Raw genomic sequence first — 22,283 nt, 5'->3', positions numbered from 1 at the left:
TTAACCAGATTTTATGAAACGTTAGATGCTTGCGTCTCATGAGATTCCCCCTCAACCTGGCGGAAATTAAACTAAGAGAGAGCTCTATGAACCCTGAGCGTTCCGAACGCATTGAAATCCCCGTTCTGCCATTGCGCGACGTGGTGGTTTATCCGCACATGGTGATCCCGTTATTTGTTGGCCGGGAAAAATCGATTCGGTGCCTCGAAGCCGCAATGGATCACGATAAGAAGATCATGCTGGTGGCACAGAAAGAGGCCTCAACGGATGAACCTGGCATTAACGACTTGTTCTCGGTTGGCACCGTAGCGTCGATCCTGCAGATGCTGAAGCTGCCGGACGGCACGGTAAAAGTGCTGGTCGAGGGGCTGCAGCGCGCGCGCATCACCACGCTGTCCGACAGCGGTGAGCATTTCGCCGCGCAGGCGGAATACCTTGAGTCGCCGTCGATCGACGAGCGCGAGCAGGAAGTGCTGGTGCGCACCGCGATCAATCAGTTTGAAGGCTATATCAAGCTGAACAAAAAAATCCCGCCGGAGGTGCTGACTTCACTGAACAGCATCGACGACGCCGCGCGCCTGGCGGACACCATCGCCGCCCACATGCCGCTGAAACTCAGCGACAAGCAGTCGGTGCTCGAGATGTCCGACATCACCGAGCGCCTGGAATACCTGATGGCGATGATGGAATCGGAGATCGACCTGCTGCAGGTCGAGAAACGCATCCGCAACCGCGTCAAGAAGCAGATGGAGAAGAGCCAGCGCGAGTACTATCTGAATGAGCAGATGAAGGCGATTCAGAAAGAACTGGGCGAGATGGACGACGCGCCGGACGAGCACGAAGCGCTGAAGCGCAAGATCGATGCGGCGAAAATGCCGAAAGAGGCGCGCGAGAAAACCGAAGCGGAACTGCAAAAGCTGAAGATGATGTCGCCGATGTCGGCGGAAGCGACCGTGGTGCGCGGCTACATCGACTGGATGCTGCAGGTGCCGTGGAATGCGCGCAGCAAGGTGAAAAAAGACCTGAACAAGGCGCAGGAAGTGCTCGATACCGATCACTACGGCCTGGAGCGCGTCAAGGATCGCATTCTCGAGTACCTCGCGGTGCAGAGCCGCGTCAGCAAAATCAAGGGGCCGATCCTGTGTCTGGTGGGGCCGCCGGGCGTGGGTAAAACCTCGCTGGGGCAGTCGATCGCCAAAGCGACCGGCCGCCAGTACGTGCGCATGGCGCTGGGCGGCGTGCGTGACGAAGCGGAAATCCGCGGCCACCGTCGTACCTACATCGGTTCGATGCCGGGCAAACTGATCCAGAAGATGGCCAAGGTCGGGGTGAAGAACCCGCTGTTCCTATTGGATGAGATCGACAAGATGTCTTCCGACATGCGCGGCGATCCGGCCTCCGCTCTGCTGGAGGTGCTGGATCCGGAACAGAACGTGGCGTTCAACGACCACTACCTGGAAGTGGATTACGATCTGTCCGACGTGATGTTCGTCGCCACCTCGAACTCGATGAACATTCCTGCGCCGCTGCTGGACCGTATGGAAGTGATCCGCCTGTCGGGTTACACCGAGGACGAGAAGCTCAACATCGCCAAGCAGCACCTGCTGCCGAAGCAGCTTGAGCGCAACGCGCTGAAAAAAGGCGAGCTGACGGTCGACGACAGCGCCATCATCGGCATCATTCGCTTCTACACCCGCGAAGCCGGGGTGCGCAGCCTGGAGCGTGAAATCTCCAAGCTGTGCCGTAAAGCGGTGAAAACGCTGCTGATGGACAAGAAGCTCAAGCATCTCGAGATCAACGGCGACAACCTGAAGGATTATCTGGGCGTGCAGCGCGTCGATTACGGCCGTGCGGATACCGAAAACCGCGTGGGCGAAGTCACCGGGCTGGCGTGGACGGAAGTGGGCGGCGATCTGCTGACCATCGAAACCGCCTGCGTGCCGGGCAAAGGCAAGCTGACCTACACCGGTTCCCTGGGCGAAGTGATGCAGGAATCGATTCAGGCGGCGCTGACCGTGGTGCGCGCGCGCGCGGAGAAATTGGGCATCAACGCCGATTTCTACGAGAAACGCGACATCCACGTGCACGTGCCGGAAGGGGCGACGCCGAAAGACGGCCCGAGCGCCGGTATCGCGATGTGCACCGCGCTGGTCTCCTGCCTGACCGGCAACCCGGTACGCGCCGATGTGGCGATGACCGGGGAGATCACGCTGCGCGGCCAGGTGTTGCCGATCGGCGGCCTGAAAGAGAAGCTGTTGGCGGCGCATCGCGGCGGCATCAAAACCGTGCTGATCCCTTACGAGAACAAGCGCGATCTGGAAGAGATTCCGGACAATGTTATCGCCGATCTGGAGATTCATCCGGTTCAGCGAATCGATGAAGTTTTGAACATTGCGTTGCAAAACCCGGCCTTCGGCGCACTGCCGGTAGCGGCAAAATAGTGACGAATCGCAAAAACCATTGATAAAACTTATACTGGCAAGCCATTTCGGACTTGCCAGTATTTTTTTGTACCGCTAAGTTAGATCTCTGTCGGCCCGCGTTTTGCCACCCAGTCGGTGGCTTGCCAAGGTTCGATGGGATTGATATAACAGCTGCGCTGTCGCAACCGTAGGGATTTTTCGGTGCGACGATAGAATTCTAGAGGGGATGATAGAGTGAATAAGTCACAACTGATCGACAAGATTGCCGCAGGTGCTGATATTTCCAAAGCGGCAGCGGGACGTGCTTTAGACGCAGTAATCGCTTCCGTTACCGACTCTCTGAAAGCAGGGGATGACGTGGCTCTGGTAGGTTTCGGTTCCTTCACCGTGCGTGAACGTTCGGCTCGTACCGGCCGCAACCCGCAGACCGGTAAAGAGATCAAAATCGCGGCAGCCAAAGTACCGGCCTTCCGTGCAGGGAAAGCGCTGAAAGACGCTGTAAACTGATTTAGCGTCTAACCGTTTAGCGTAACAGGGTTTTGTAATAAACAATCACCTGACGCAGCGGTGCTGGTAAGGTAAGATACAAGGCGCATCGGACTGATGCGCTTTTTTTATTTTTGTCGCAGGGAACGCGCCTGCACAAGGGTTGTTAATCCACATCACAGCGGAGTGTTGTCACACTATGATGGACAATTTACGCGCGGCTGCTAATCACGTCGTGCTCAAAATCATCCTGGCCCTGATCATCCTGTCATTCGTTCTGACCGGGGTGGGTAACTACCTGATCGGCGGCTCCGGCGATTATGCTGCGAAAGTAAATGGTCAGACGATCGAGCGCGCTCAGCTGGAACAGGCTTTCCAAAGCGAGCGTAGCCGCATGCAGCAGCAGCTGGGTGACCAGTTCTCCGCGCTGGCCGGCAACGAAGGCTATATGCAGCAGATGCGCCGTCAGGTGTTGTCCCAGTTGATCGACAACATGCTGCTCGACCAGTACGCCAAGAAGCTGGGCCTGGCGGTCAGCGACGATCAGATCAAGGACGCCATCCGCAAGGCGCCTTACTTCCAGACCAACGGCCAGTTCGATAACGCCAAATACCTCGACCTGATCGGCCGCATGGGCTACACCGCCGACAACTTCGCGCAGTCGATGCGCCAGCAGTTGGTCAATCAGCAGGTGATCCAGGCCTTCGGCGATTCCGGCTTCGTGCTGCCGTCTGAATCGCAAGCCATGGCGGCGTTGGTGCTGCAGGAGCGCGACGTGCGCCTGGCGACCATCGATTTGAAAGCGCTGCAGGCGAAACAGAGCGCCGGCGACGACGAACTGAAGGCGTATTACGATCAGAACAAGAACAGCTTCATCGCACCTGAGCAGGTGAAGGTGAGCTATATCCCGCTGGACGCTGCGTCCATGCAGGACAAGGTGAAAGTGAGCGAAGAAGACATCGGCGCTTACTACGACCAGCACAAGAGCAGCTACGGCCAGCCGGAGCGTAAAAACTACAGCGTGATCCAGCTGAAAACCGAGGCGGAAGCCAACGCGGCGCTGGACGAGCTGAAGAAGGGCGCCGATTTCGCCACGCTGGCGAAAGAGAAATCCACCGATATCATCTCACGCCGCACCGGCGGCGAGCTGGGTTGGCTGGAGCCGGAAACCACCGCCGACGAGCTGAAGCAGGCTAACCTGACCGAGAAAGGGCAGCTGTCCGGCGTGGTGAAGTCTTCCGTCGGCTACCTGATCGTGCGTTTGAACGATATTGAGCCTGAGAAAGTGAAGCCGCTGAGCGAAGTGCATGACGCCATCGCCAAGCAGGTGCAGCAGGAGAAAGCGGTAGACGCGTATTACGCGCTGCAGCAGAAGGTGAGCGAAGCGGCGACCAGCGACAACGAATCTCTGGCCTCGGCTGAAGAAGCGGCCGGCGTGAAAGCGGCGCAAAGCGACTGGTTCACCCGTGACAACATTCCTGCCGCGCTGAACTTCAAGCCGGTCGTGCAGGCGATCTTCGACGGCTCGCTGATCGGCGAGAACGGCGCGCCGGGCAGCAACTCCGACGTGATCACCGTAGACGGCGACCGCGCCTTCGTGGTGCGCGTGAGCGGCCACAAGCCGGAAGGCATCGAACCGTTCGACCAGGTGAAAGACCGCGTGGCGGAACTGGTGAAGCGCAACAAGGCGCTGCAGGCAGCGAAACTGCAGGGCGAGAAGCTGCTGGTTGAGCTGAAGCAGGGCAAGGGCGACGAGGCGATGAAAGCCGCCGGCCTGAGCTTTGGCGCCGTGCAGAAGATGGCGCGCGCGCCGGAAGACAGCCAGCTGGTAGAGAGCGTGTTCGCGCTGCCGCACCCGCAGGACGGTAAACCGGTATACGGCATGTCGCAGGATCGTCAGGACAACGTGGTGCTGATCGCGCTCGATGCGGTGAAGCCAGGCACGTTGCCGGAAGACGAAATGAAAACCTTCGTTGGCAAGATGGAAGAGGGCGCGACCGGCGTCTCCTTCGATTCGCTGCTGGCGAGCCTGCGTAAAGAAGCCGAGATCAAAATGGGCGCCGCTGAGCAACAGCCTCAGTAATCGCCGCATTTTTCTGCAACGCAGTGCAACAAACAAAGGCCGCTTTCGCGGCCTTTTCCACATCTGATATCCGCCGATTGCTGAATATCCGCCGCCGCGGCAAGGTAGCCGTGCTGTCACACACAAGGAGGATACAGCATGCAACATTCAGAGAAAAAAGCGTTTTTCGGTTACCGTCGTCACGTTAACGCCGCGCTGACCGCGCTGTTGTTATGCCTGGCGGGGCCGGCCGCCGCGGTGAATAAAGCCGAGGCGCCGGCCCCCATGCTCTCAGCACCGGCGAGCAATGGCGGGCAACAGACGATGACCAGGGTGGCCGAAGAAACGGCGGTCAGCATCAATCAGGCTACCGCCGAACAGCTGGCCGCCGCCTTGAGCGGCGTCGGCCTGAAGAAGGCGGAAGGCATCGTGCGCTACCGCGAGCAGAATGGGCCATTCACCCAGGTTGAGCAGTTGCAGGAGGTGCCGGGCATCGGGCCGGCGCTGTTTGAGAAGAACCGCGCCCGGCTGAAAATGTGATCCCGGTCGCGGCTGCGTGGCAAAATGCCGCTGAGGCCGAAACTCCTCTGCTACATTTTACAGGTCTTACCAGTTTGGCGCGTTGACCAAACGGGCGAGGGAGCCAGCGCGGCTCCCTCTTTCTGTAATCACCAGGCAGGAGCGATCGTTCCCTATGCAAACCTTTATCAAAGTTCGCGGTTATCATCTTGATGTTTACCAGCACGTTAACAATGCTCGCTATCTGGAGTTTCTGGAAGAGGCGCGTTGGGAGTGGCTGGAGAACGAGGCCGGGTTCCGCTGGATGACGGAAAACAACATCGCTTTCATCGTGGTGAACATCAATATCAATTACCGCAGCCCGGCGGTATTGGGGGATAAGCTGCGTATCGACAGCCAGATGGTGCAGCTCAACGGCAAGAGCGGCGTGCTGAGCCAAAAGGTGACGCAGGATCCGGCGGGGACGCCGGTGGCCGACGCGCTGCTGACTTTCGTGTGCGTCGATCTGAAAACGCAGCGTGCGCTGCCGCTCGAGGGGGAACTGCGTGCGCATCTGGAGGCGCTTGTGCCGCAGGAAAACTCACGGTAAACAGGGGGAGAACGGGCGGCAGAAGCTGCCGCCGTCACTGCCTCAGGCCAGACCGGCCTTTTGTTTCAACGCGGCCATCACTTCCGCCTGATTGGCGCGATACTGCGTCAGGCCATTGGCGCGCAGGTTGCAGGCGGCGCACTCGCCGCAGCCGTCACCCTTGATGCCGTTGTAGCAGGTCAGCGTATCCTGGCGCACGCGATCCAGCTGGTGGTAATAGTCCGCCAGCGCCCAGGTCTCGGCCTTGTTCAGCCACATCAGCGGCGTTTCGAAGCGGATATCGCGGGCGATGCCCAGCGTCACCGCCTTGTTCAACGCTTTAACGAACTCGTCGCGGCAATCGGGGTAGCCGGAGAAATCGGTTTCACACACGCCGGTGATCACCGCTTCCGCTTCCACCTGGTAGGCGTAGATCGCCGCCAGCGTCAGGAACAGGATGTTGCGGCCCGGCACGAAGGTGCTCGGCAGCGCATTTTTCTGATTGGGATCGTAGGCGGGAACGGGGATATTGTCGCGCGTCAGGCTGCTGACGGCCAGCTCGTTGAGCAGCGTTACGTCCAGCACCTTGTGCGCCTTGGCGCCGAGGGCCACCGACAGCTCCTGAGCCACTTCAATCTCGGCGCGATGGCGCTGGCCGTAATCGAACGTGACGCAGTGAACTTCGTCATACTGTTGCAATGCCTGGATCAAGCAGGTCGTGGAGTCTTGTCCACCGCTGAAAACGACAACCGCGCGCTTCATAAAATCACCTTTTTGGGCTTTGGCCTCTCCCGATACACATTCGGGCGGCAGGATAAAATTGCGTTGCGGCGACAATAGTAGCAGAAAGGGCCGCCAGGCGCAGGGCGGTTCGGCTCAGGCCGGGGCGTCGTCCACCGGCGGCGGCAGCCACGCCTGGCAAAAATCGAACCAGCCGTGAGCGGTCAGCGTGACGCCATGCATGCGCGGCGGCGCGCTGATCTGATACTGGTAGTGAAACAGCGGCGTGATGATGGCGGCGGCCATCAGCCGTTGATAATAAGCCTGCAGTTGTGCGAAGCGCGGTTGCTGCGCTTGCAGCTGCTGGATCTGCCGCAGCGTGTCCTGTTGCTGTTGCCAGCGGCTTTCCGTCAGGATGCCGCGCCACAGCGTATCCTGCCGCAGCCAGCTCTCCAGCGTCGCCTCCGGCGCTTCGCCGATCAGGTTGTCCGCCAGCAGCAGGTCGGCCTGGGCGATCTGTTCCTCGCTTTGCCAGCGCTTGCCGGCGTAGTAGCGCACTTCCAGCTCGCAGCCGTGCTGCGCGAGCAGCCGCTGTAGCGCGGCCGTCACCGTTTCCAGCTCGACCGGCGGCCGATACAGCAGCGTCAGCCGGGCGGGCAGGGCGACGTCCTCTTCGACCTGTTGGCGGGGGATGCGCCAGCCGGGCAGCATTTCATGGCTGGGGGTGATCACGCTGTTGGGGATCGGCAGATGGCTCAGCAGGCCGGACTGCTGGATCAGCATCAGCAGCTTTTGCCCCTGGGCTTCGCTCAGCACGCCGTGGCGCAGGTTCAGCGCCAGATAACACCAGCCCAGGCTCATGCTGCGCTGCACCGGCCGGGCCTGCGCCAAATCGTCTTGTTGACCGATGGTGATGCGCACCGGATGCTGGCAGCTGGTGTAGGGGGCGGCGGTGGGCAGATCGGGAGTGATCCAGTATTCGATGGTGTCCAGATACGGATGCTGCAGGTGGTAACCGGCGTGCTGTTCCAGCCGCACCAGCTGCGGTTCATTCAGCGTCAGCTTGAACGGGCCGGCACCGATGGCCGGCAGCTCCGGGTGGGTCATCAGGCAAGGCAGTTCCGCCAGCCGGTGGGCCAGCCAGTAATCCGGCAGATGCAGATCGAACTGAACGCACAGCGGATGCGGCAGGCTGATGCGCGCGACGTTGGCCAGGCTCGGTTGGCTGCGCGGGTGGTGTTGCAGTTTTTCCAGCGTTTGCAGCAGCTGGTGGCCGGTCAACGGTTCGCCGTTGTGCCAGCGCAGCTGGCTGCGCAGAAAGAAGCGCCAGCGCAGGCCGCGATCGCTAATCTGCCAATGGTGCGCCAGATCGGGCTGCGGTTCCGGGTTACCGGTCATCAGGCGCGTTAGCCCGGCGTGCAGGGTCGACACCAGGTGTTGCTCGGCGCGGCCGGTCAGCGTGAGCGGGTCGAGCGTTTCCAGCGTGCGGTAATAGGGAATGCGCAGCGTCGGGCTGCCGGCCTGCCATTGCCCGCCGAGGTGCGGGCTGAGCAGATCCTGCAGGTGCTGCGGATCGAGCTGCGCCATCTCCAGCGCCCCCTGATGGTTGCCCTGTTGCAGCAGCTGTTGCAACAGCTGCGCGCGTAGCTCATCCGGGGTTTTCAGGCAGTGCAGGCGAGCGCGTTTGCCCCGGCCGGGCTGCGAATGCCAGCTCAGCCAGCCCTGATCCTGCAGCTGTTGCACCAGCGTGCGGGCGTGCCGCTCGCTGCAGTAGAACATCGCCGCCAGTTCGCCGATGGTCACGGCGACCGGCGCGCTGCCGAGCTGATGGTACAGGCGTTGATATTGGCTGAGGCGGTGAACCAGGCGCATGGGCAGAAATCCGGAACGGTTTTTTCAAATTGTTCACTATTACTTCCGCAAATACCATTCCATACTGCACGGATTGTAATCGCGTTCACATTCAAGAGGTCTTTATGTATCGCCTGGCAGCTTTCGATATGGACGGCACGCTGTTGATGCCGGATCACCGGGTTGGCCCGGAAACGCTGGCGGTGCTGAACCAGCTGGTGGAACGGGAGATGGTGGTGACGTTCGCCACCGGGCGGCACTACCTCGACGCGCAGCCGATCATGGCGCAGCTGGGGCTGCAGGGCTACCTGATCACCGGCAACGGCACGCGGGTGTATGACAACCGCGGCCAACAGCTGCACGCTACCGATCTGCCGGCGGCGGTCGCCGAAGAGGTGCTGCATCATCATTGGCGCACCCGCGCCAGCATGCATGTGTTCCGCGACGAAGGCTGGCTGACCGAGTTTCCCGTGCCGGAAGAGATGCTGCGGGCGCACCACCTGAGCGGCTTTCGTTTTCAGCTGGCCGACGTGCGCCGCCTGCCGGCGTTCGGCAACAGCAAGGTGTGCTTTGTCGCGCCGCACGAGGAGCTGCTGGCGTTGCAGGTGCAGCTGCGGGCGCAGCTGGGTGACGAGGCAGACCTGTGCTTTTCCGCCTACGATTGCCTGGAGGTGCTGCCGCTCGGTTGCAATAAGGGCACGGCGCTGGACCGGCTGAGCCGCCATCTGGGGTTGACGATGGCCGACTGCATGGCGTTCGGCGACGCGATGAACGACAAAGAGATGCTGGGGGCGGTGGGGCACGGCGTGGTGATGGGCAACGCCTTGCCGCAGCTGAAATCCCTGCTGCCGCAGCTACCGGTTATCGGCCATTGCCAACAGCAGGCGGTGGCCCACTATTTACAACATTGGCTGCGTTCACCTTGCCTCACCTATTCCCCCGAAGAATGAGGTTCTCCTTACAGCCGGCCGGGTATGACTACCCGGCTTTTTTTTATCCGGAGCCTGGCGTTACAAATCTGCCAGCTGCGCCAGATACGGCTGTAAATCGCCGATGTTATTGCTGACCCATTCCGGGTTGTAATAGGTATCCAGATAACGCTCGCCGCTGTCGCACAGCAGAGTGACGATCGACCCTTGCTCGCCGTTTTCCCGCATCTGTTTCGCCAACTGCAGCGCACCCCAGACGTTGGTGCCGGTGGAGGCGCCAACCTTGCGGCCGAGCACGCCTTCCAGCCAGTGAATGGTGGCGACGCTGGCGGCATCCGGCACCCGCAGCATGTTGTCGACCACCGACGGGATGAACGACGGCTCGGCGCGCGGGCGGCCAATGCCTTCGATACGGCTGCCGCAGCTGCCGATCAGGGTGCGATCGCCGTGGTGGAAGCAGTCATAGAACACTGAGTTTTCCGGATCGACCACCGTCAATTGGGTGTCGTGCCCCTGATAGCGGATGTAGCGCCCCAGCGTGGCGGAGGTGCCGCCGGTGCCGGCGCTCATCACGATGTGTTTCGGCACCGGGAAGGGTTCGCGCGCCATCTGGCGGAAGATGCTGTCGGCGATGTTGTTGTTGCCGCGCCAGTCGGTGGCGCGCTCGGCGTAGGTGAACTGATCCATATAGTGGCCGTTCAGCTCTTTGGCCAGCTGTTCGGAGGCGGCATAGATCTGGGCAGCGTGATCGACGAAGTGACAGCGGCCGCCGTAAAAGGCGATCTGTTCCACCTTGCGGCGCGCGGTGCAGGACGGCATCACCGCGATGAACGGCAGGCCGATCAGACGGGCGAAGTAGGCTTCGGACACCGCGGTGCTGCCCGAAGAGGCCTCGATGATGGTGGTGTTTTCGGTGATCCAGCCGTTGCACAGGCCATAAAGGAACAGCGAGCGCGCCAGACGGTGTTTCAGGCTACCGGTCGGGTGGGTGCTCTCATCTTTCAGATACAGGCAGATGCCGGGAAACGCCGGCATGTTCAGGCGAATCAGGTGCGTATCGGCGGAGCGCTGAAAATCCGCTTCTATTTCACCGATAGCATATTTTACCCAAGAGTTTGTCATGATTTGGCCTCAGAATAGGGGGCTGGTTTATGGCGTAGCATAGCCTGTCGGCAGGAAAAAAGGATTGCCATTTTCCCTGTTTAATCGCCTAATGGGAGAAAATTTTTCTCCTGGTAGCCGCTATGTTAGATAAAACAGACCGTAAGCTGCTGTGCATGCTGCAGCAAGATTGCACCCAGTCGCTGCAGGCGCTGGCCGATGCGGTCAATTTGACCTCGACGCCGTGCTGGAAACGGCTGAAGCGCCTGGAAGACGAGGGCTATATCCGCGGCCGGGTGGCCTTGCTGGATAACGAAAAGCTCGGCCTGGGGCTGACGGCGTTCGTGCTGATCAAGACCCAGCAGCACAGCAGCGAGTGGTATCAGGCGTTTGTGCAACTGACCAGCCAGATGCCCGAGGTGCTGGCGTTCTACCGCATGGCGGGGGAGTACGACTATCTGATGCAGGTCGAAGTGGCGGACATGAAAAGCTACGACGGCTTCTATAAGCGCCTGGTGAACGGCGTACCGGGCCTCATCGACGTCACCTCGAGCTTTGCCATGGAAAAAATCAAATACACCACTGCGCTGCCGGTGCCGGAGTGAAAAGTTCACCGGACGGGCGGCTCAACGGTGGTATCCTGCTCTGTTGAAGCAGAAAAAGAGACAAATCCCATAAAACCCTGGAATCAAACTGCGTGAGATTATTTGCTCAAATCGGCTGGTACTTCCGCCGGGAGTGGCGCCGCTACCTCGGGGCGGTGGTGCTGCTGATCGTCATCGCCATCCTGCAACTGCTGCCGCCTAAGCTGGTCGGCATCATCGTGGACGGCGTCACCGAAAAACAAATGTCTACCGGCGTGCTGATGGCCTGGCTCGGGCTGATGATCGGCACCGCGATCGTCGTTTACCTGCTGCGCTATGTGTGGCGGGTGCTGCTGTTCGGCGCCTCCTATCAGCTGGCGGTCGAGCTGCGCGAAAACTTTTACCGCCAGCTCAGCCGGCAAAACCCGGCGTTCTACCTGCGCCACCGCACCGGCGATCTGATGGCGCGCGCCACCAACGACGTGGACCGTGTGGTGTTCGCCGCCGGCGAAGGCGTGCTGACGCTGGTAGATTCGCTGGTGATGGGGCTGGTGGTGCTGGTGGTGATGAGCACCCAAATCAGCTGGCAACTGACGGTGCTGGCGTTGATCCCGATGCCGCTGATGGCGATCGCCATCAAATATTACGGCGACCAGCTGCACCAGCGCTTTAAATCGGCGCAGGCGGCGTTTTCCAGCCTGAACGATCAGGCGCAGGAAAGCATGACCAGCATCCGTATGATCAAGGCCTTTGGGCTGGAAGATCACCAATCCAACCGCTTTGCCGAAGTCGCGGCGCAGACCGGCGCCAAGAACATGCACGTGGCGCGGGTGGATGCGCGCTTCGATCCGACCATTTATATCGCCATCGGCGCCTCCAACCTGCTGGCCATCGGCGGCGGCAGCTGGATGGTGGTGAACGGGTCGCTGACGCTCGGGCAGCTGACCAGCTTTGTGATGTACCTCGGCCTGATGATCTGGCCAATGCTGGCGCTGGCCTGGATGTTCAACATCGTCGAGCGCGGCAGCGCGGCCTACAGCCGCATCCGCAGCCTGCTCGACGAGGCGCCGGCGGTGCAGGACGGCCCGCAGGCGCTGCCGGCCGGGCGCGGCGTGCTGGACGTGGATATCCGCGCGTTCCACTACCCGGAAAACCCGCACCCGGCGCTGCATGATGTGGCGCTGACGCTGAAACCGGGGCAGATGCTGGGGCTGTGCGGGCCGACCGGCGCCGGCAAATCGACGCTGCTGTCGCTGATCCAGCGCCAGTTCGACGTCGATCAAGGGCAGATCCGCTATCATGGCCTACCGCTGCCGCAGGTCAAACTCGACGACTGGCGTTCGCGGCTGTCGGTGGTGAGCCAAACGCCGTTCCTGTTCTCCGATACCGTGGCGAACAACATCGCGCTGGGTCATCCGGGCGCGACGCAGGCGCAGATCGAACAAGCGGCGCGGTTGGCCAGCGTCCATGAGGACATTCTGCGGTTGCCGCAGGGCTATGACACCGAGGTGGGCGAACGCGGCGTGATGCTGTCGGGCGGGCAGAAACAGCGAATCTCCATTGCGCGCGCGCTGCTGCTGGATGCGGAGATCCTGATCCTCGACGACGCGCTGTCGGCGGTGGACGGCCGCACCGAACACCAGATCCTGCACAACCTGCGCAGCTGGGGGCAAGATCGCACGGTGATCATCAGCGCGCACCGGCTGTCGGCGTTGACCGAAGCCGGCGAGATCCTGGTGATGCAGCACGGTGGCGTGGCGCAGCGCGGCGATCATGCGGCGCTGGCGGCGCAGCCGGGCTGGTATCGCGATATGTACCGTTATCAGCAGCTGGAAGCGGCGCTGGACGAAGCGCCGGAAAACGGCGAGGAGGCGTTGGCCGATGAATAAAGTGCAAAAGCTGTGGCCGACGCTGAAGCGGCTGCTGGCCTACGGTTCGCCGTACCGCAAACCGCTGGGACTGGCGGTGCTGATGCTGTGGATCGCGGCGGCGGCGGAAGTCGCCGGGCCGATCCTGGTGAGCTATTTCATCGATAACTACGTCGCCAAAGGGCAGCTGCCGCTGATGATCGTCGGCGGGCTGGCGGCGGCTTACATTCTGCTGGAGCTGCTGGCGGCAGCGCTGCACTACTTCCAGGCGCTGCTGTTCAACCAGGCTGCGGTGGGCGTGGTCCAGCGGCTGCGCACCGACGTGATGGACGCCGCGCTGCGCCAGCCGCTCAGCGCCTTCGACACCCAGCCGGTCGGGCAATTGATCTCGCGCGTCACCAACGACACCGAGGTGATCAAGGATCTGTACGTGATGGTGGTTTCCACGGTGCTGAAAAGCGCCGCGCTGATCGGCGCCATGCTGGTGGCGATGTTCAGCCTCGACTGGCGCATGGCGCTGGTGGCGGTCTGCATCTTCCCGGCGGTGTTCGTGGTGATGGGCATCTATCAATACTACAGCACGCCGATCGTGCGCCGGGTGCGTAGCTATCTGGCGGACATCAACGACGGCTTCAACGAAGTGATCAACGGCATGGGCGTGATTCAGCAGTTCCGCCAGCAGGTGCGCTTCGGCGAGCGCATGAGCGCCGCCAGCCAGTCGCACTATCTGGCGCGTATGCAGACCCTGCGGCTCGACGGTTTTCTGCTGCGGCCGCTGCTCAGCCTGTTTTCGGCGCTGGTGCTGTGCGGCCTGCTGATGCTGTTCGGCTTCAGCGGCGAAGGCGTGATTGGCGTCGGCGTGCTCTACGCCTTCATCAATTACCTGGGGCGCCTGAACGAACCGCTGATCGAGCTGACGTCACAGCAGTCGATCCTGCAGCAGGCGGTGGTGGCCGGCGAACGCATCTTCGAGCTGATGGATCGCAGCCAGCAGAGTTACGGCGCCGACGATCGTCCGTTGGCCGGTGGCCGCATCGACATCACCGATCTGAGCTTCGCCTACCGCGCGGACAAAAAGGTGCTGCAGCATATTTCGCTGGCGGTGCCGTCGCGCGGCTTCGTGGCGCTGGTCGGGCATACCGGCAGCGGCAAGAGCACCTTGGCCAACCTGCTGATGGGCTATTACCCGGTCAGCGAAGGGGAAGTGCGCCTCGATGGCCGCCCGATCTCCAGCCTGTCGCACCGCACGCTGCGCCAGGGCGTGGCGATGGTGCAGCAGGATCCGGTGGTGATCGCCGATTCGGTGCTGGCCAACGTCACGCTGGGGCGCAACATCGAGGAAGACGCCGTGTGGCGGGCGCTGGAAACGGTGCAGCTGGCGGATCTGGTGCGCGGCTTCCCGCAGGGCATTCACACCCGGCTGGGAGAGCAGGGCAATAACCTGTCGGTCGGGCAGAAACAGCTGCTGGCGATGGCGCGGGTGTTGGTGCAGGCGCCGCAGATCCTGATCCTCGACGAGGCGACCGCCAATATCGACTCGGGCACCGAACAGGCGATCCAGCGCGCGCTGCGTGCGATCCGCGAGCACACCACGCTGGTGGTGATCGCCCACCGGCTGTCGACCATCGTCGATGCCGACTCCATTCTGGTGCTGCATCGCGGCCAGGCGGTGGAGCAGGGCAACCATCAGCAGCTGCTGGCGCAGCAGGGGCGCTACTACCAGATGTATCAGCTGCAGCTGGCGGGCGAGCAGCTGGCGGAAGCGGTGCGCGAAGAGAGCCAACCCGCCTGAGCATGGGCCGCGATCGCGGCCCTTGTTTCTTTCCCTCGCACCACAAGCAGGCAACCCGCCTGCGTCACGCCCCCTTTCTGCACTTTTTCGACGCGATGCGCACCAAATCAGTGCGCATTATTTAACCCATTCAAGGTATCGGTGCTGCGCTGCGTCGCGGGGGCGCCCGCGCGCCCGCTAATCCGCTGAATCGCCATGAAAAATTAAATTTGGCACAGCCCTTGCTACATAAGAGGCGTACCAGGGGTGAGTTTGGGCTTAATTCGTGGAGGGGCAATATGAAGCTGGTGACCGTGGTAATCAAACCGTTCAAGCTGGAGGACGTGCGCGAGGCCCTGTCCTCCGTGGGCATTCAGGGGTTGACCGTAACCGAAGTGAAGGGCTTTGGCCGCCAGAAGGGGCACGCCGAGCTGTATCGCGGCGCCGAGTATAACGTCAACTTCCTGCCCAAGGTCAAAATCGATATCGCCATTGCCGACGATCAGTTGGATGAAGTGGTTGATGTGATTAGCAAAGCCGCCTACACCGGCAAAATCGGCGACGGCAAAATTTTCGTTGCCGAGTTGCAACGCGTGATCCGCATTCGCACCGGCGAAACCGACGAATCGGCACTGTAACCGCGAACTCAGTTAAGTGATGGGGATGATTGATAATGAAAAGACTGTTATCCATGTTGGGCCTGAGTTCGGTAACCCTGGTTCCTTCTTTGGCCCTGGCCGCTCCGGCGGTCGCTGATAAGGCCGACAACGCCTTTATGATGATCTGCACCGCGTTGGTGCTGTTCATGACGCTGCCCGGCATCGCGCTGTTTTACGGCGGCCTGCTGCGCGGCAAAAACGTGCTGTCGATGCTGACGCAGGTCACCGTCACCTTCGCGCTGGTTTGCGTGCTGTGGGTGCTGTATGGCTACAGCCTGGCGTTCAGCGAGGGCAATGCGGTGTTCGGCGGGTTCGAAACGGCGATGCTGAAAGGCATCGGCATCGACAGCGTCACCGGCAGCATCAGCCAGATGATCCACGTCGCCTTCCAGGCCTCCTTCGCCTGTATCACCGTGGCGCTGGTGGTGGGCGGCTTCGCCGAACGCATTCGCTTCTCGGCGGTGCTGATCTTCGCGATCCTGTGGTTCACGTTGTCTTACCTGCCGATCGCGCACATGGTGTGGGGCGGCGGCTACCTGGCCGCCGACGGCGCATTGGACTTCGCCGGCGGCACCGTGGTGCACATCAACGCCGCCAGCGCCGGGTTGATCGGCGCCTACCTGATCGGCAAGCGCGCCGGCTTCGGTAAAGAGGCCTTCAAACCGCACAACCTGCCGATGGTGTTTACCGGGGCGTCGATCCTGTATATCGGCTGGTTCGGCTTTAACGCCGGCTCCGCCAGCGCGGCCAACGGCATTGCGGCCCTGGCATTCCTCAACACCGTGGTTGCCACCGCGGGCGCCATTCTCTCCTGGACCTTCGCCGAATGGGTGCTGCGTGGCAAGCCTTCGCTGCTGGGCGCCTGCTCCGGCATGATCGCCGGGTTGGTTGCGGTGACGCCGGCGGCGGGCACCGTGGGCGTGGGCGGGGCGTTGATCATCGGCCTGGTGGGCGGCGTCGCCGGTCTGTGGGGCGTCGTAACGCTGAAAAAATGGCTGAAAGTGGACGACACCTGCGACGTATTCGGCGTGCACGGGGTGTGCGGCATCGTCGGCTGCCTGCTGACGGGCGTGTTCACCGCCTCTTCACTGGGCGGCACCGGCTACGCCGAAGGCGTGACGATGGGCCACCAGGTCTGGATCCAGCTGGTGAGCGTGCTGATCACGCTGGTGTGGTCGAGCGTCGCCGCCTTTATCGCCTTCAAGATCGCGGGCGCCATGGTGGGGCTGAGAGTGCCGGAAGAGCAGGAACGCGAGGGGCTGGATGTCAACAGCCACGGCGAGAGCGCCTACAACCAATAAGACTCGAAGCAGGGCAGTGCGCTAAAGACTAAAATAATGATGAAGCCAAAAGGGGCGATGGAAACATCGCCCCTTTCTTTATATTGCGGATCAGGCGTCGCGCTGGCGAATCACCCCTTCCTGCACGGTGGTGGCGACCAGTACGCCGTCGCGGGTGTAGATCTGGCCGCGCACAAAGCCCCGTGCGCCGGAGGCGGAGGAGCTCTCCACCGCGTACAGCAGCCAGTCATCCATGCGGAACGGACGGTGGAACCACATCGAGTGGTCAATGGTGGCCACCTGCATGCCCGGCTCGAGGAAGCCGACGCCGTGCGGCTGCAGCGCCGTCGGCAGGAAGTTAAAGTCCGACGCGTAGCCCAGCAGATATTGGTGGATGCGCTGATCGTCCGGCATGCTGCCGTTGGCGCGGAACCACACGTAGCGATGCGGTTCTTCCACGCTGCCTTTCAGCGGGTTGTGGAATTTCACCGGGCGCATTTCGATCGGCTTCTGGCCGATAAATTTTTCGCGCACTTTTTCCGGCAGCATATGCGCCAGTTTCTGGGCGATCTCTGACTCGGACAGCAGCCCTTCCGGCGGCGGCACGTCCGGCATCAGGTTCTGATGCTCGAAACCCGCTTCCGGGCTCTGGAAGGAGGCGGTCATATAGAAGATAGGTTTGCCGTGCTGGATGGCGCTGACGCGGCGCGCACTGAAACTGTTGCCGTCGCGCAGGGTTTCCACGTCGTAAACGATAGGCTTGCTGCTGTCGCCTGGGCGCAGGAAGTAGCTGTGGAACGAATGCACGCTGCGTTCGTCCGGCACCGTCTGTTTGGCGGCGTACAGCGCCTGGCCGACCACTTGCCCACCGAACACCTGGCGCAGCCCCAGATCTTCACTCTGGCCGCGGAACAGCCCTTCTTCGATTTTCTCCAGATCCAGCAGATCGAGGAGGTTTTGCAATGCCTGGCTCATAAAGTTATTACCTTTCTAATAATCATTTTGCGCAGTGTGCGGAATATCACGGCGCGGCGTCAACATTTTGCGTTAAAGGGCCGATGAGAATGCTCTTAATCGTGGACGCCTTGGGTTGTTTAAGTGATTAATAGGCAGGGTAAAGTGGATTTATCAGTGTTTTGTGCTAGGTTTAATAGGTGAGGTGGTGAAAGCCACCAACATGTTGATAATAAAAAAGGAGACCGATCCATGAAACTCTGGCAAATCGTAGGCGGTGCCGCGGCACTGACGATCACGCTGGCGGGATGCGCGCAAAAGAGTGCTGATGTGCCTACCCAGGCGGCCGGTAATCCGGCGGCTGCGCAAACGCAGATTCAGGGCCCGGCGGTGACAGGTTCGGTTAATATACGTCAGCGCATTGCGCTGCCGCCGGACGCCGTACTGACGGTCACCCTCTCTGATGCCTCGCTGGCAGATGCGCCGTCCAAAGTGATTGCACAGCGCGCGGTACGTACTGAAGGGCAGCAGGCGCCATTCAGCTTTACGCTGCCGTACAACCCGTCCGACATCCAACCGAATGCGCGTATCATTCTGAGCGCGGCGGTGACGGTCAACGGGCGACTGATGTTTATTACCGACACCATCCAGGAAGTGGTTAACCGCAACGGCACCCGTGCCGATCTGCTGCTGGTTCCGGTTCAGGGTGTGCCGATTCAGGCTGCGCCAACCGCCATGCAGTAAGCTTACTGCGGTACAGCAAGATGAAATCAGCAGCCTTTGCGCTTCGGCCAAAGGCTGTTTTGTTTTACCAGCGCCAGCCGTAGCGATCGAAATCGACCGTGCTGTGCGGGCCGAAAATAATCCCCTCCGCCAGCAATGCCTGCCGTTGCCGTTGAAAATCCTCCCCCTGCTGCGAGATCTGTCCGTGCCGGTTGATCACCCGGTGCCAGGGCAGCGTGCTGCCTTCCGGCAAACGCCGCAGCACGCCCCCGACCTGACGCGCGGCGCGCGGCGAGCCGGCCAGCCGGGCGACTTCGCCGTAGGTGGTGACTTTGCCGAACGGGATGGCGGCCACGATATGGAAAACCCGCTGGCTGAAAGAGGCGTCTTCTGGTTGCATATTGCTGTTCCTGCGTGACTCAAAACCCAGGCGAAGAGTGTGCCACAGCGCAGGTGGGTAAGAAAACAGCGGTTAACCCCGGTTGGCTTGCTATTTGATGGGGCATCGCCGATAATGCCCACCGCTTCGGAGTACAGAAGCCGTCAATGGGGGCCCTGTTGGTTCTCCCGCAACACTAACTTGTGAACTCGGTCAGGTCCGGAAGGAAGCAGCCGCAGCAGGTGACGTGTGTGCCGGGATGTAGCTGGCAGGGTCCCCACCCATTTTGCGGCCCGCAAAATGTTTATCCCCGTTATTCCTCATGTCGACAAGCTGCGCAAGCGTCATTTCGCACGCCGCGAGCGTGAATCTTTTCCTCTGCGCCGTTTTTGCCCTTCTCCTCCCGTGACCAAATGTATTGTTGCCAACAGATCCGATGACGGTGAAAAAATAGCGTTTATATCGTTATTTGTGGGACAAATAATGACGCAGGGATAGGGAAAATTCTTAAAGTTGCACGCCTGTTGGGATGGCGTTAGTATGGTTTATTCTCGTTGCGAAAAAACTATCCGCGCTTCGCGGCGGTCGACGAACTGGCTGAATAAGTTTAAATAATAACCCGTGTGCGCTGTCAGGCTGAACATGATTTATATCATTGATAAAGATATTACATTTAACACTGAAAACGGTTCATTGAAGAGTATAAAGAAGGGACGGGAAGTTTTCTTATCCAGCGTCAATTCGAGAGTATTCAAATGCTTGCTCGAGCATGGCCACGAGGCGGTAAGCCGGGAAACGCTGTTGCAACAGGTTTGGAGCGATCACGGCTTGAGCGCTTCTTCCGCGACGTTAAATCAATATATCAGCCTGACGCGGCGGGCCTTGACGTCTGTCGGTTTCAACGAGCGCCTGATCGTTACCCTCTCTAAAAAGGGGTATAGACTCAATAGAATAATATCGATAGAGCGGCTGCGGATTGATTTGCCTGAGCCTCCCCACGCCGCGGACGTTCCCGCTACATCGCCCGCATCCGCCGCGGCGTCAAAAAATACCCACCATTATTTTTTTATTCTGCTGCGCAGCTTATCGATCGTCGTGCCATTATCTTTTCTGGCGCTGTGCTTCATCTATTACAAACATCATCGCGACAGTGAAAAGAAGCAGGTATTGTCTTACGTCGGTACGGTGAACGGCTGCCCGATCTACTATGCCGGCCATTTTTTGGAGAATCATCAGGACGACTATTTGCAGTTCTTGATCCGTAAGGATCTTTATGGCCAGCGTTGCCGCCCCGGTGAGATTATCATCACCAAGGTTAACCGTTCTCATAATGCCAGTGAAGACAGCGGACGCCAGTTTATCGCCAAATGCACGAAGGACAGTGCGGCCGTTTTGCATAATTGTGAGAGCGAGTACATCCGGGCATGGAAAAAAAGTTAAATATCTTGTCAGCCACGCTGGTCGGCCTGTGCGTGTTGACCGGCAGCGTGGTGTATTCCCTGGTGCGCAGCCATCATGGCTTCGGCGATTTGTCCTGCGAAGCGAACGCCACGTTTAATTATTTCAATTCGCTGGACGCGCAGGCGGCGCACGATGATATCCAGCTGTCGCTAAAAATAAACTACATCTTTTTGTCCGGCGATAAGGGCGTGATGATGCTGTCGGGCCTGGCCAACGATGGCGAAGAGAAGTATTTCGTCAACCGACGGGTTAACTTCAGCTACGTCTCGCAAGGCAGTTTTTATCGCTTCCACTATGGCGAGGTGAATTATTCGCCGCGTGATACCTTGCCGGACGAGGTGTATACTTACTTTTTCAGCACTGAATCGACGTTTTATCATATTCGCAGCGTGGATAAGAATACGTTGATGTTTAGCGATGCCTACTCGCCGATGTTTTTATGCAATATTGAATCCTGATGTGCATGTTATTTTATATGGGTTAAGGTGTATTCTGGTTACCTTTTATATCCTCATGTCCTGCCTTTTTCGCACGCAGCTAATAACATGGGTTATTATGCGTGAATGCCTATTTTTTCATTGTTAATCAAATTTAATGGTGATTTAGCTATTTTACAAAAACGGCTATCATCATGTTTTTAAATGATTTAATGAATCTAAGGCGATGCGGTGTAGCCATATTAATTTTATATTGTTTATATTAAAGAAATAAGTTGCATGAATGTTTTTCGCATGATTAATTGAGGCCGCTCTTGAAACGGCGAACTATTAATTTTCATTGAAAATGCATCTCGCCGCATGCGTGCAAAGGTGATGGCACAAGAGCCTTTGGACTTCATTAAACTGATAGGCGAGAGATGGACATACATAACATTGCCCTGAACGAGACTCTGTTGGAAAATGAGTTGGTGATATTAAACAACAATGAAAAAACGCTGTTGTTTAAAAAAGAGAATGTGCTCATTGAAATGACCGAATTACAGCGGCGCTTCATGCTGTGCCTGTTGAGCGGTATTTATAAGAAGAACGACATTATTCGCGCGGTCTGGTTTTGCAATCATGAGACCATCAGCGACAACAATTATTATCAGATGATATTCCAATGCCGTTCTTTGCTCTCACGCCACGGTATTCCCGGCGAGGTGATCAAGACCATTCCCCGATTTGGCGTGATGCTGAGCTTTCAGGCCTGCGAGCGCGCGGCCGCTAATTTGCAGGGGGACTGCCCGTCGCCATCGGCTAATAAGCGCCGGCGAACGTGGTTGGACGCCGTGAATTATAAAGTGGCCCTGATCATCACGCTGCTGTTTTCTGTCGCGATGGTGGTCGGTATTTCCGCTTAGCGTTGACACCGTTGAATAACCGGGGGGCACGTGAGCAAGCGGTTGACAGACCTTCTTATTCTACTTTTCTGCCTGATAAATCTGGCATTCATGCTCCAGCTGGGATGGCGAATGGTGGCCGGGGATGGCGCGCCCGTTGAGCCGAGCCGTGAAAACGCGCGCGGGCCGGTGCGTCATAGTGTCTTTCCTCAGGAAGATGGCATCGGAAAAATTAATGACGCGCACTGGTTTGGCCGCTATCAAGCGGCGAAAAACGGCGAAAAGGCGCACGGGTATAAAGTCGGCGAATGGGCGATCGGTGCCGAGCTGCTGGCTAACGCGCCGGAAGCCGCAGCGCTCGGCAAGATAGCCGGCTTGCTGTTCAGCGACAACGCCAAAAAAAGCCTGGTCATCGTCGAGCATGGCGGCAAGCAAACCGGTTATGGCGTTGGCGACCGTCTGGCCGGCAGCAATGCCGTTATCGTGCGGATAGTGAAAAATAAAATACTGCTCGATGAAAACGGCTATTACGCCACGCTGACGTTTAAAGAGTAGCCGGCGCGTCGTTTCGGCGCGGGGTGTTTCATAGCATAAGGCGACATTGTGATTACGCATTTCATTTAT

The 22,283-nt window shown here is 59.4% G+C and carries 21 protein-coding genes and 1 other RNA gene; 17 read left to right on the top strand and 5 right to left on the bottom strand.

Annotated elements, in window-relative coordinates:
• Positions 1-86: 86 nt before the first annotated feature.
• The 5 genes from lon to ACF8MC_RS08695 all read left to right on the top strand — a co-directional run bounded on the left by lon (position 87) and on the right by ACF8MC_RS08695 (position 6,079).
• Positions 87-2,441 carry an endopeptidase La gene (gene lon, locus ACF8MC_RS08715; RefSeq protein ID WP_033653263.1) on the top strand — a complete coding sequence of 785 codons (2,355 nt, stop codon included), beginning with the start codon at positions 87-89 and terminating at the stop codon, positions 2,439-2,441.
• 216 nt (positions 2,442-2,657) lie between these two features.
• Positions 2,658-2,930, top strand: coding sequence for a nucleoid-associated protein HU-beta (hupB, locus tag ACF8MC_RS08710; protein ID WP_004940351.1), 273 nt, complete (start codon positions 2,658-2,660; stop codon positions 2,928-2,930).
• A 178-nt stretch (positions 2,931-3,108) separates the two neighbouring features.
• Complete coding sequence (gene ppiD / locus ACF8MC_RS08705; RefSeq protein ID WP_049213807.1) at positions 3,109-4,992, top strand: peptidylprolyl isomerase; 1,884 nt, start codon at positions 3,109-3,111, stop codon at positions 4,990-4,992.
• 138 nt (positions 4,993-5,130) lie between these two features.
• Positions 5,131-5,511 carry a helix-hairpin-helix domain-containing protein gene (locus tag ACF8MC_RS08700; RefSeq protein ID WP_049196371.1) on the top strand — a complete coding sequence of 127 codons (381 nt, stop codon included), beginning with the start codon at positions 5,131-5,133 and terminating at the stop codon, positions 5,509-5,511.
• Between the two features lie 154 nt (positions 5,512-5,665).
• The gene (locus tag ACF8MC_RS08695) at positions 5,666-6,079 is read left to right on the top strand and encodes a thioesterase family protein (protein WP_033637318.1); all 414 of its coding nucleotides are present in this window, start codon (positions 5,666-5,668) and stop codon (positions 6,077-6,079) included.
• Between the two features lie 42 nt (positions 6,080-6,121).
• On the opposite strand, the gene queC is transcribed toward ACF8MC_RS08695, so the two are convergent.
• Together queC and ACF8MC_RS08685 are read right to left on the bottom strand one after the other, a co-directional pair.
• Positions 6,122-6,820 (bottom strand): 7-cyano-7-deazaguanine synthase QueC, encoded by a 699-nt coding sequence (gene queC / locus ACF8MC_RS08690; RefSeq protein WP_004940343.1) that lies wholly within the window; start codon positions 6,818-6,820, stop codon positions 6,122-6,124.
• Between the two features lie 114 nt (positions 6,821-6,934).
• On the bottom strand, positions 6,935-8,650 hold the full coding sequence (locus ACF8MC_RS08685) for an SgrR family transcriptional regulator (RefSeq protein WP_033653261.1): 1,716 nt from the start codon (positions 8,648-8,650) through the stop codon (positions 6,935-6,937).
• A gap of 104 nt (positions 8,651-8,754) precedes the next feature.
• Between ACF8MC_RS08685 and cof the strand changes: the two genes are divergently transcribed.
• Positions 8,755-9,579: an HMP-PP phosphatase gene (gene cof / locus ACF8MC_RS08680; protein WP_033647299.1), complete on the top strand. Its 825-nt coding sequence runs from the start codon at positions 8,755-8,757 to the stop codon at positions 9,577-9,579.
• A gap of 60 nt (positions 9,580-9,639) precedes the next feature.
• On the opposite strand, the gene ACF8MC_RS08675 is transcribed toward cof, so the two are convergent.
• Entirely contained in the window at positions 9,640-10,680 is a 1,041-nt protein-coding gene (locus ACF8MC_RS08675) for a PLP-dependent cysteine synthase family protein (protein WP_041033654.1), read from the bottom strand.
• A 122-nt stretch (positions 10,681-10,802) separates the two neighbouring features.
• Between ACF8MC_RS08675 and ACF8MC_RS08670 the strand changes: the two genes are divergently transcribed.
• The 5 genes from ACF8MC_RS08670 to amtB all read left to right on the top strand — a co-directional run bounded on the left by ACF8MC_RS08670 (position 10,803) and on the right by amtB (position 16,842).
• A complete protein-coding gene (locus ACF8MC_RS08670; protein ID WP_004940330.1) occupies positions 10,803-11,264 on the top strand; it encodes an Lrp/AsnC family transcriptional regulator in 462 nt (153 codons plus the stop codon).
• 92 nt (positions 11,265-11,356) lie between these two features.
• Positions 11,357-13,132 (top strand): multidrug efflux ABC transporter permease/ATP-binding subunit SmdA, encoded by a 1,776-nt coding sequence (gene smdA, locus ACF8MC_RS08665; RefSeq protein ID WP_033637321.1) that lies wholly within the window; start codon positions 11,357-11,359, stop codon positions 13,130-13,132.
• The gene (gene smdB / locus ACF8MC_RS08660) at positions 13,125-14,903 is read left to right on the top strand and encodes a multidrug efflux ABC transporter permease/ATP-binding subunit SmdB (protein ID WP_060451914.1); all 1,779 of its coding nucleotides are present in this window, start codon (positions 13,125-13,127) and stop codon (positions 14,901-14,903) included. The genes smdA and smdB overlap by 8 nt, the downstream gene beginning before the upstream one ends.
• A 278-nt stretch (positions 14,904-15,181) precedes the next feature.
• On the top strand, positions 15,182-15,520 hold the full coding sequence (gene glnK, locus ACF8MC_RS08655) for a P-II family nitrogen regulator (RefSeq protein WP_004940327.1): 339 nt from the start codon (positions 15,182-15,184) through the stop codon (positions 15,518-15,520).
• A gap of 35 nt (positions 15,521-15,555) precedes the next feature.
• Complete coding sequence (gene amtB / locus ACF8MC_RS08650; protein WP_004940322.1) at positions 15,556-16,842, top strand: ammonium transporter AmtB; 1,287 nt, start codon at positions 15,556-15,558, stop codon at positions 16,840-16,842.
• A gap of 90 nt (positions 16,843-16,932) precedes the next feature.
• Here amtB and tesB read toward each other — a convergent pair whose 3' ends face one another.
• Positions 16,933-17,796: an acyl-CoA thioesterase II gene (gene tesB / locus ACF8MC_RS08645; protein ID WP_004940320.1), complete on the bottom strand. Its 864-nt coding sequence runs from the start codon at positions 17,794-17,796 to the stop codon at positions 16,933-16,935.
• A gap of 231 nt (positions 17,797-18,027) precedes the next feature.
• Here tesB and ACF8MC_RS08640 point away from each other — a divergent pair, with 231 nt between their 5' ends.
• Positions 18,028-18,519 carry a YbaY family lipoprotein gene (locus ACF8MC_RS08640; RefSeq protein WP_016928846.1) on the top strand — a complete coding sequence of 164 codons (492 nt, stop codon included), beginning with the start codon at positions 18,028-18,030 and terminating at the stop codon, positions 18,517-18,519.
• A gap of 64 nt (positions 18,520-18,583) precedes the next feature.
• Here ACF8MC_RS08640 and ACF8MC_RS08635 read toward each other — a convergent pair whose 3' ends face one another.
• Positions 18,584-18,898 carry an MGMT family protein gene (locus ACF8MC_RS08635; RefSeq protein WP_033647296.1) on the bottom strand — a complete coding sequence of 105 codons (315 nt, stop codon included), beginning with the start codon at positions 18,896-18,898 and terminating at the stop codon, positions 18,584-18,586.
• Positions 18,899-19,054: 156 nt separating this feature from the next.
• Between ACF8MC_RS08635 and ffs the strand changes: the two genes are divergently transcribed.
• From ffs to ACF8MC_RS08610, 5 genes are all read left to right on the top strand, one after another.
• Positions 19,055-19,151, top strand: an RNA gene (ffs, locus tag ACF8MC_RS08630) — signal recognition particle sRNA small type.
• A 368-nt stretch (positions 19,152-19,519) separates the two neighbouring features.
• Positions 19,520-20,317: a winged helix-turn-helix domain-containing protein gene (locus ACF8MC_RS08625; protein WP_033637326.1), complete on the top strand. Its 798-nt coding sequence runs from the start codon at positions 19,520-19,522 to the stop codon at positions 20,315-20,317.
• Positions 20,302-20,796: a FidL-like protein gene (locus tag ACF8MC_RS08620; protein WP_033637327.1), complete on the top strand. Its 495-nt coding sequence runs from the start codon at positions 20,302-20,304 to the stop codon at positions 20,794-20,796. Before ACF8MC_RS08625 ends, ACF8MC_RS08620 begins: the two co-directional genes overlap by 16 nt.
• A 398-nt stretch (positions 20,797-21,194) precedes the next feature.
• The gene (locus ACF8MC_RS08615) at positions 21,195-21,680 is read left to right on the top strand and encodes a CadC family transcriptional regulator (RefSeq protein WP_033637328.1); all 486 of its coding nucleotides are present in this window, start codon (positions 21,195-21,197) and stop codon (positions 21,678-21,680) included.
• A 30-nt stretch (positions 21,681-21,710) separates the two neighbouring features.
• The gene (locus tag ACF8MC_RS08610; RefSeq protein ID WP_164105045.1) at positions 21,711-22,214 is read left to right on the top strand and encodes a type II secretion system protein N; all 504 of its coding nucleotides are present in this window, start codon (positions 21,711-21,713) and stop codon (positions 22,212-22,214) included.
• The last annotated feature ends 69 nt before the right edge of the window (positions 22,215-22,283 follow it).

The sequence above is a fragment of the Serratia sp. LACPHL-BACT-2024-00286 genome, from assembly GCF_043109535.1.
GTDB lineage: Bacteria > Pseudomonadota > Gammaproteobacteria > Enterobacterales > Enterobacteriaceae > Serratia > Serratia sarumanii.
This window is presented reverse-complemented; position numbering and strand designations above follow the sequence as displayed.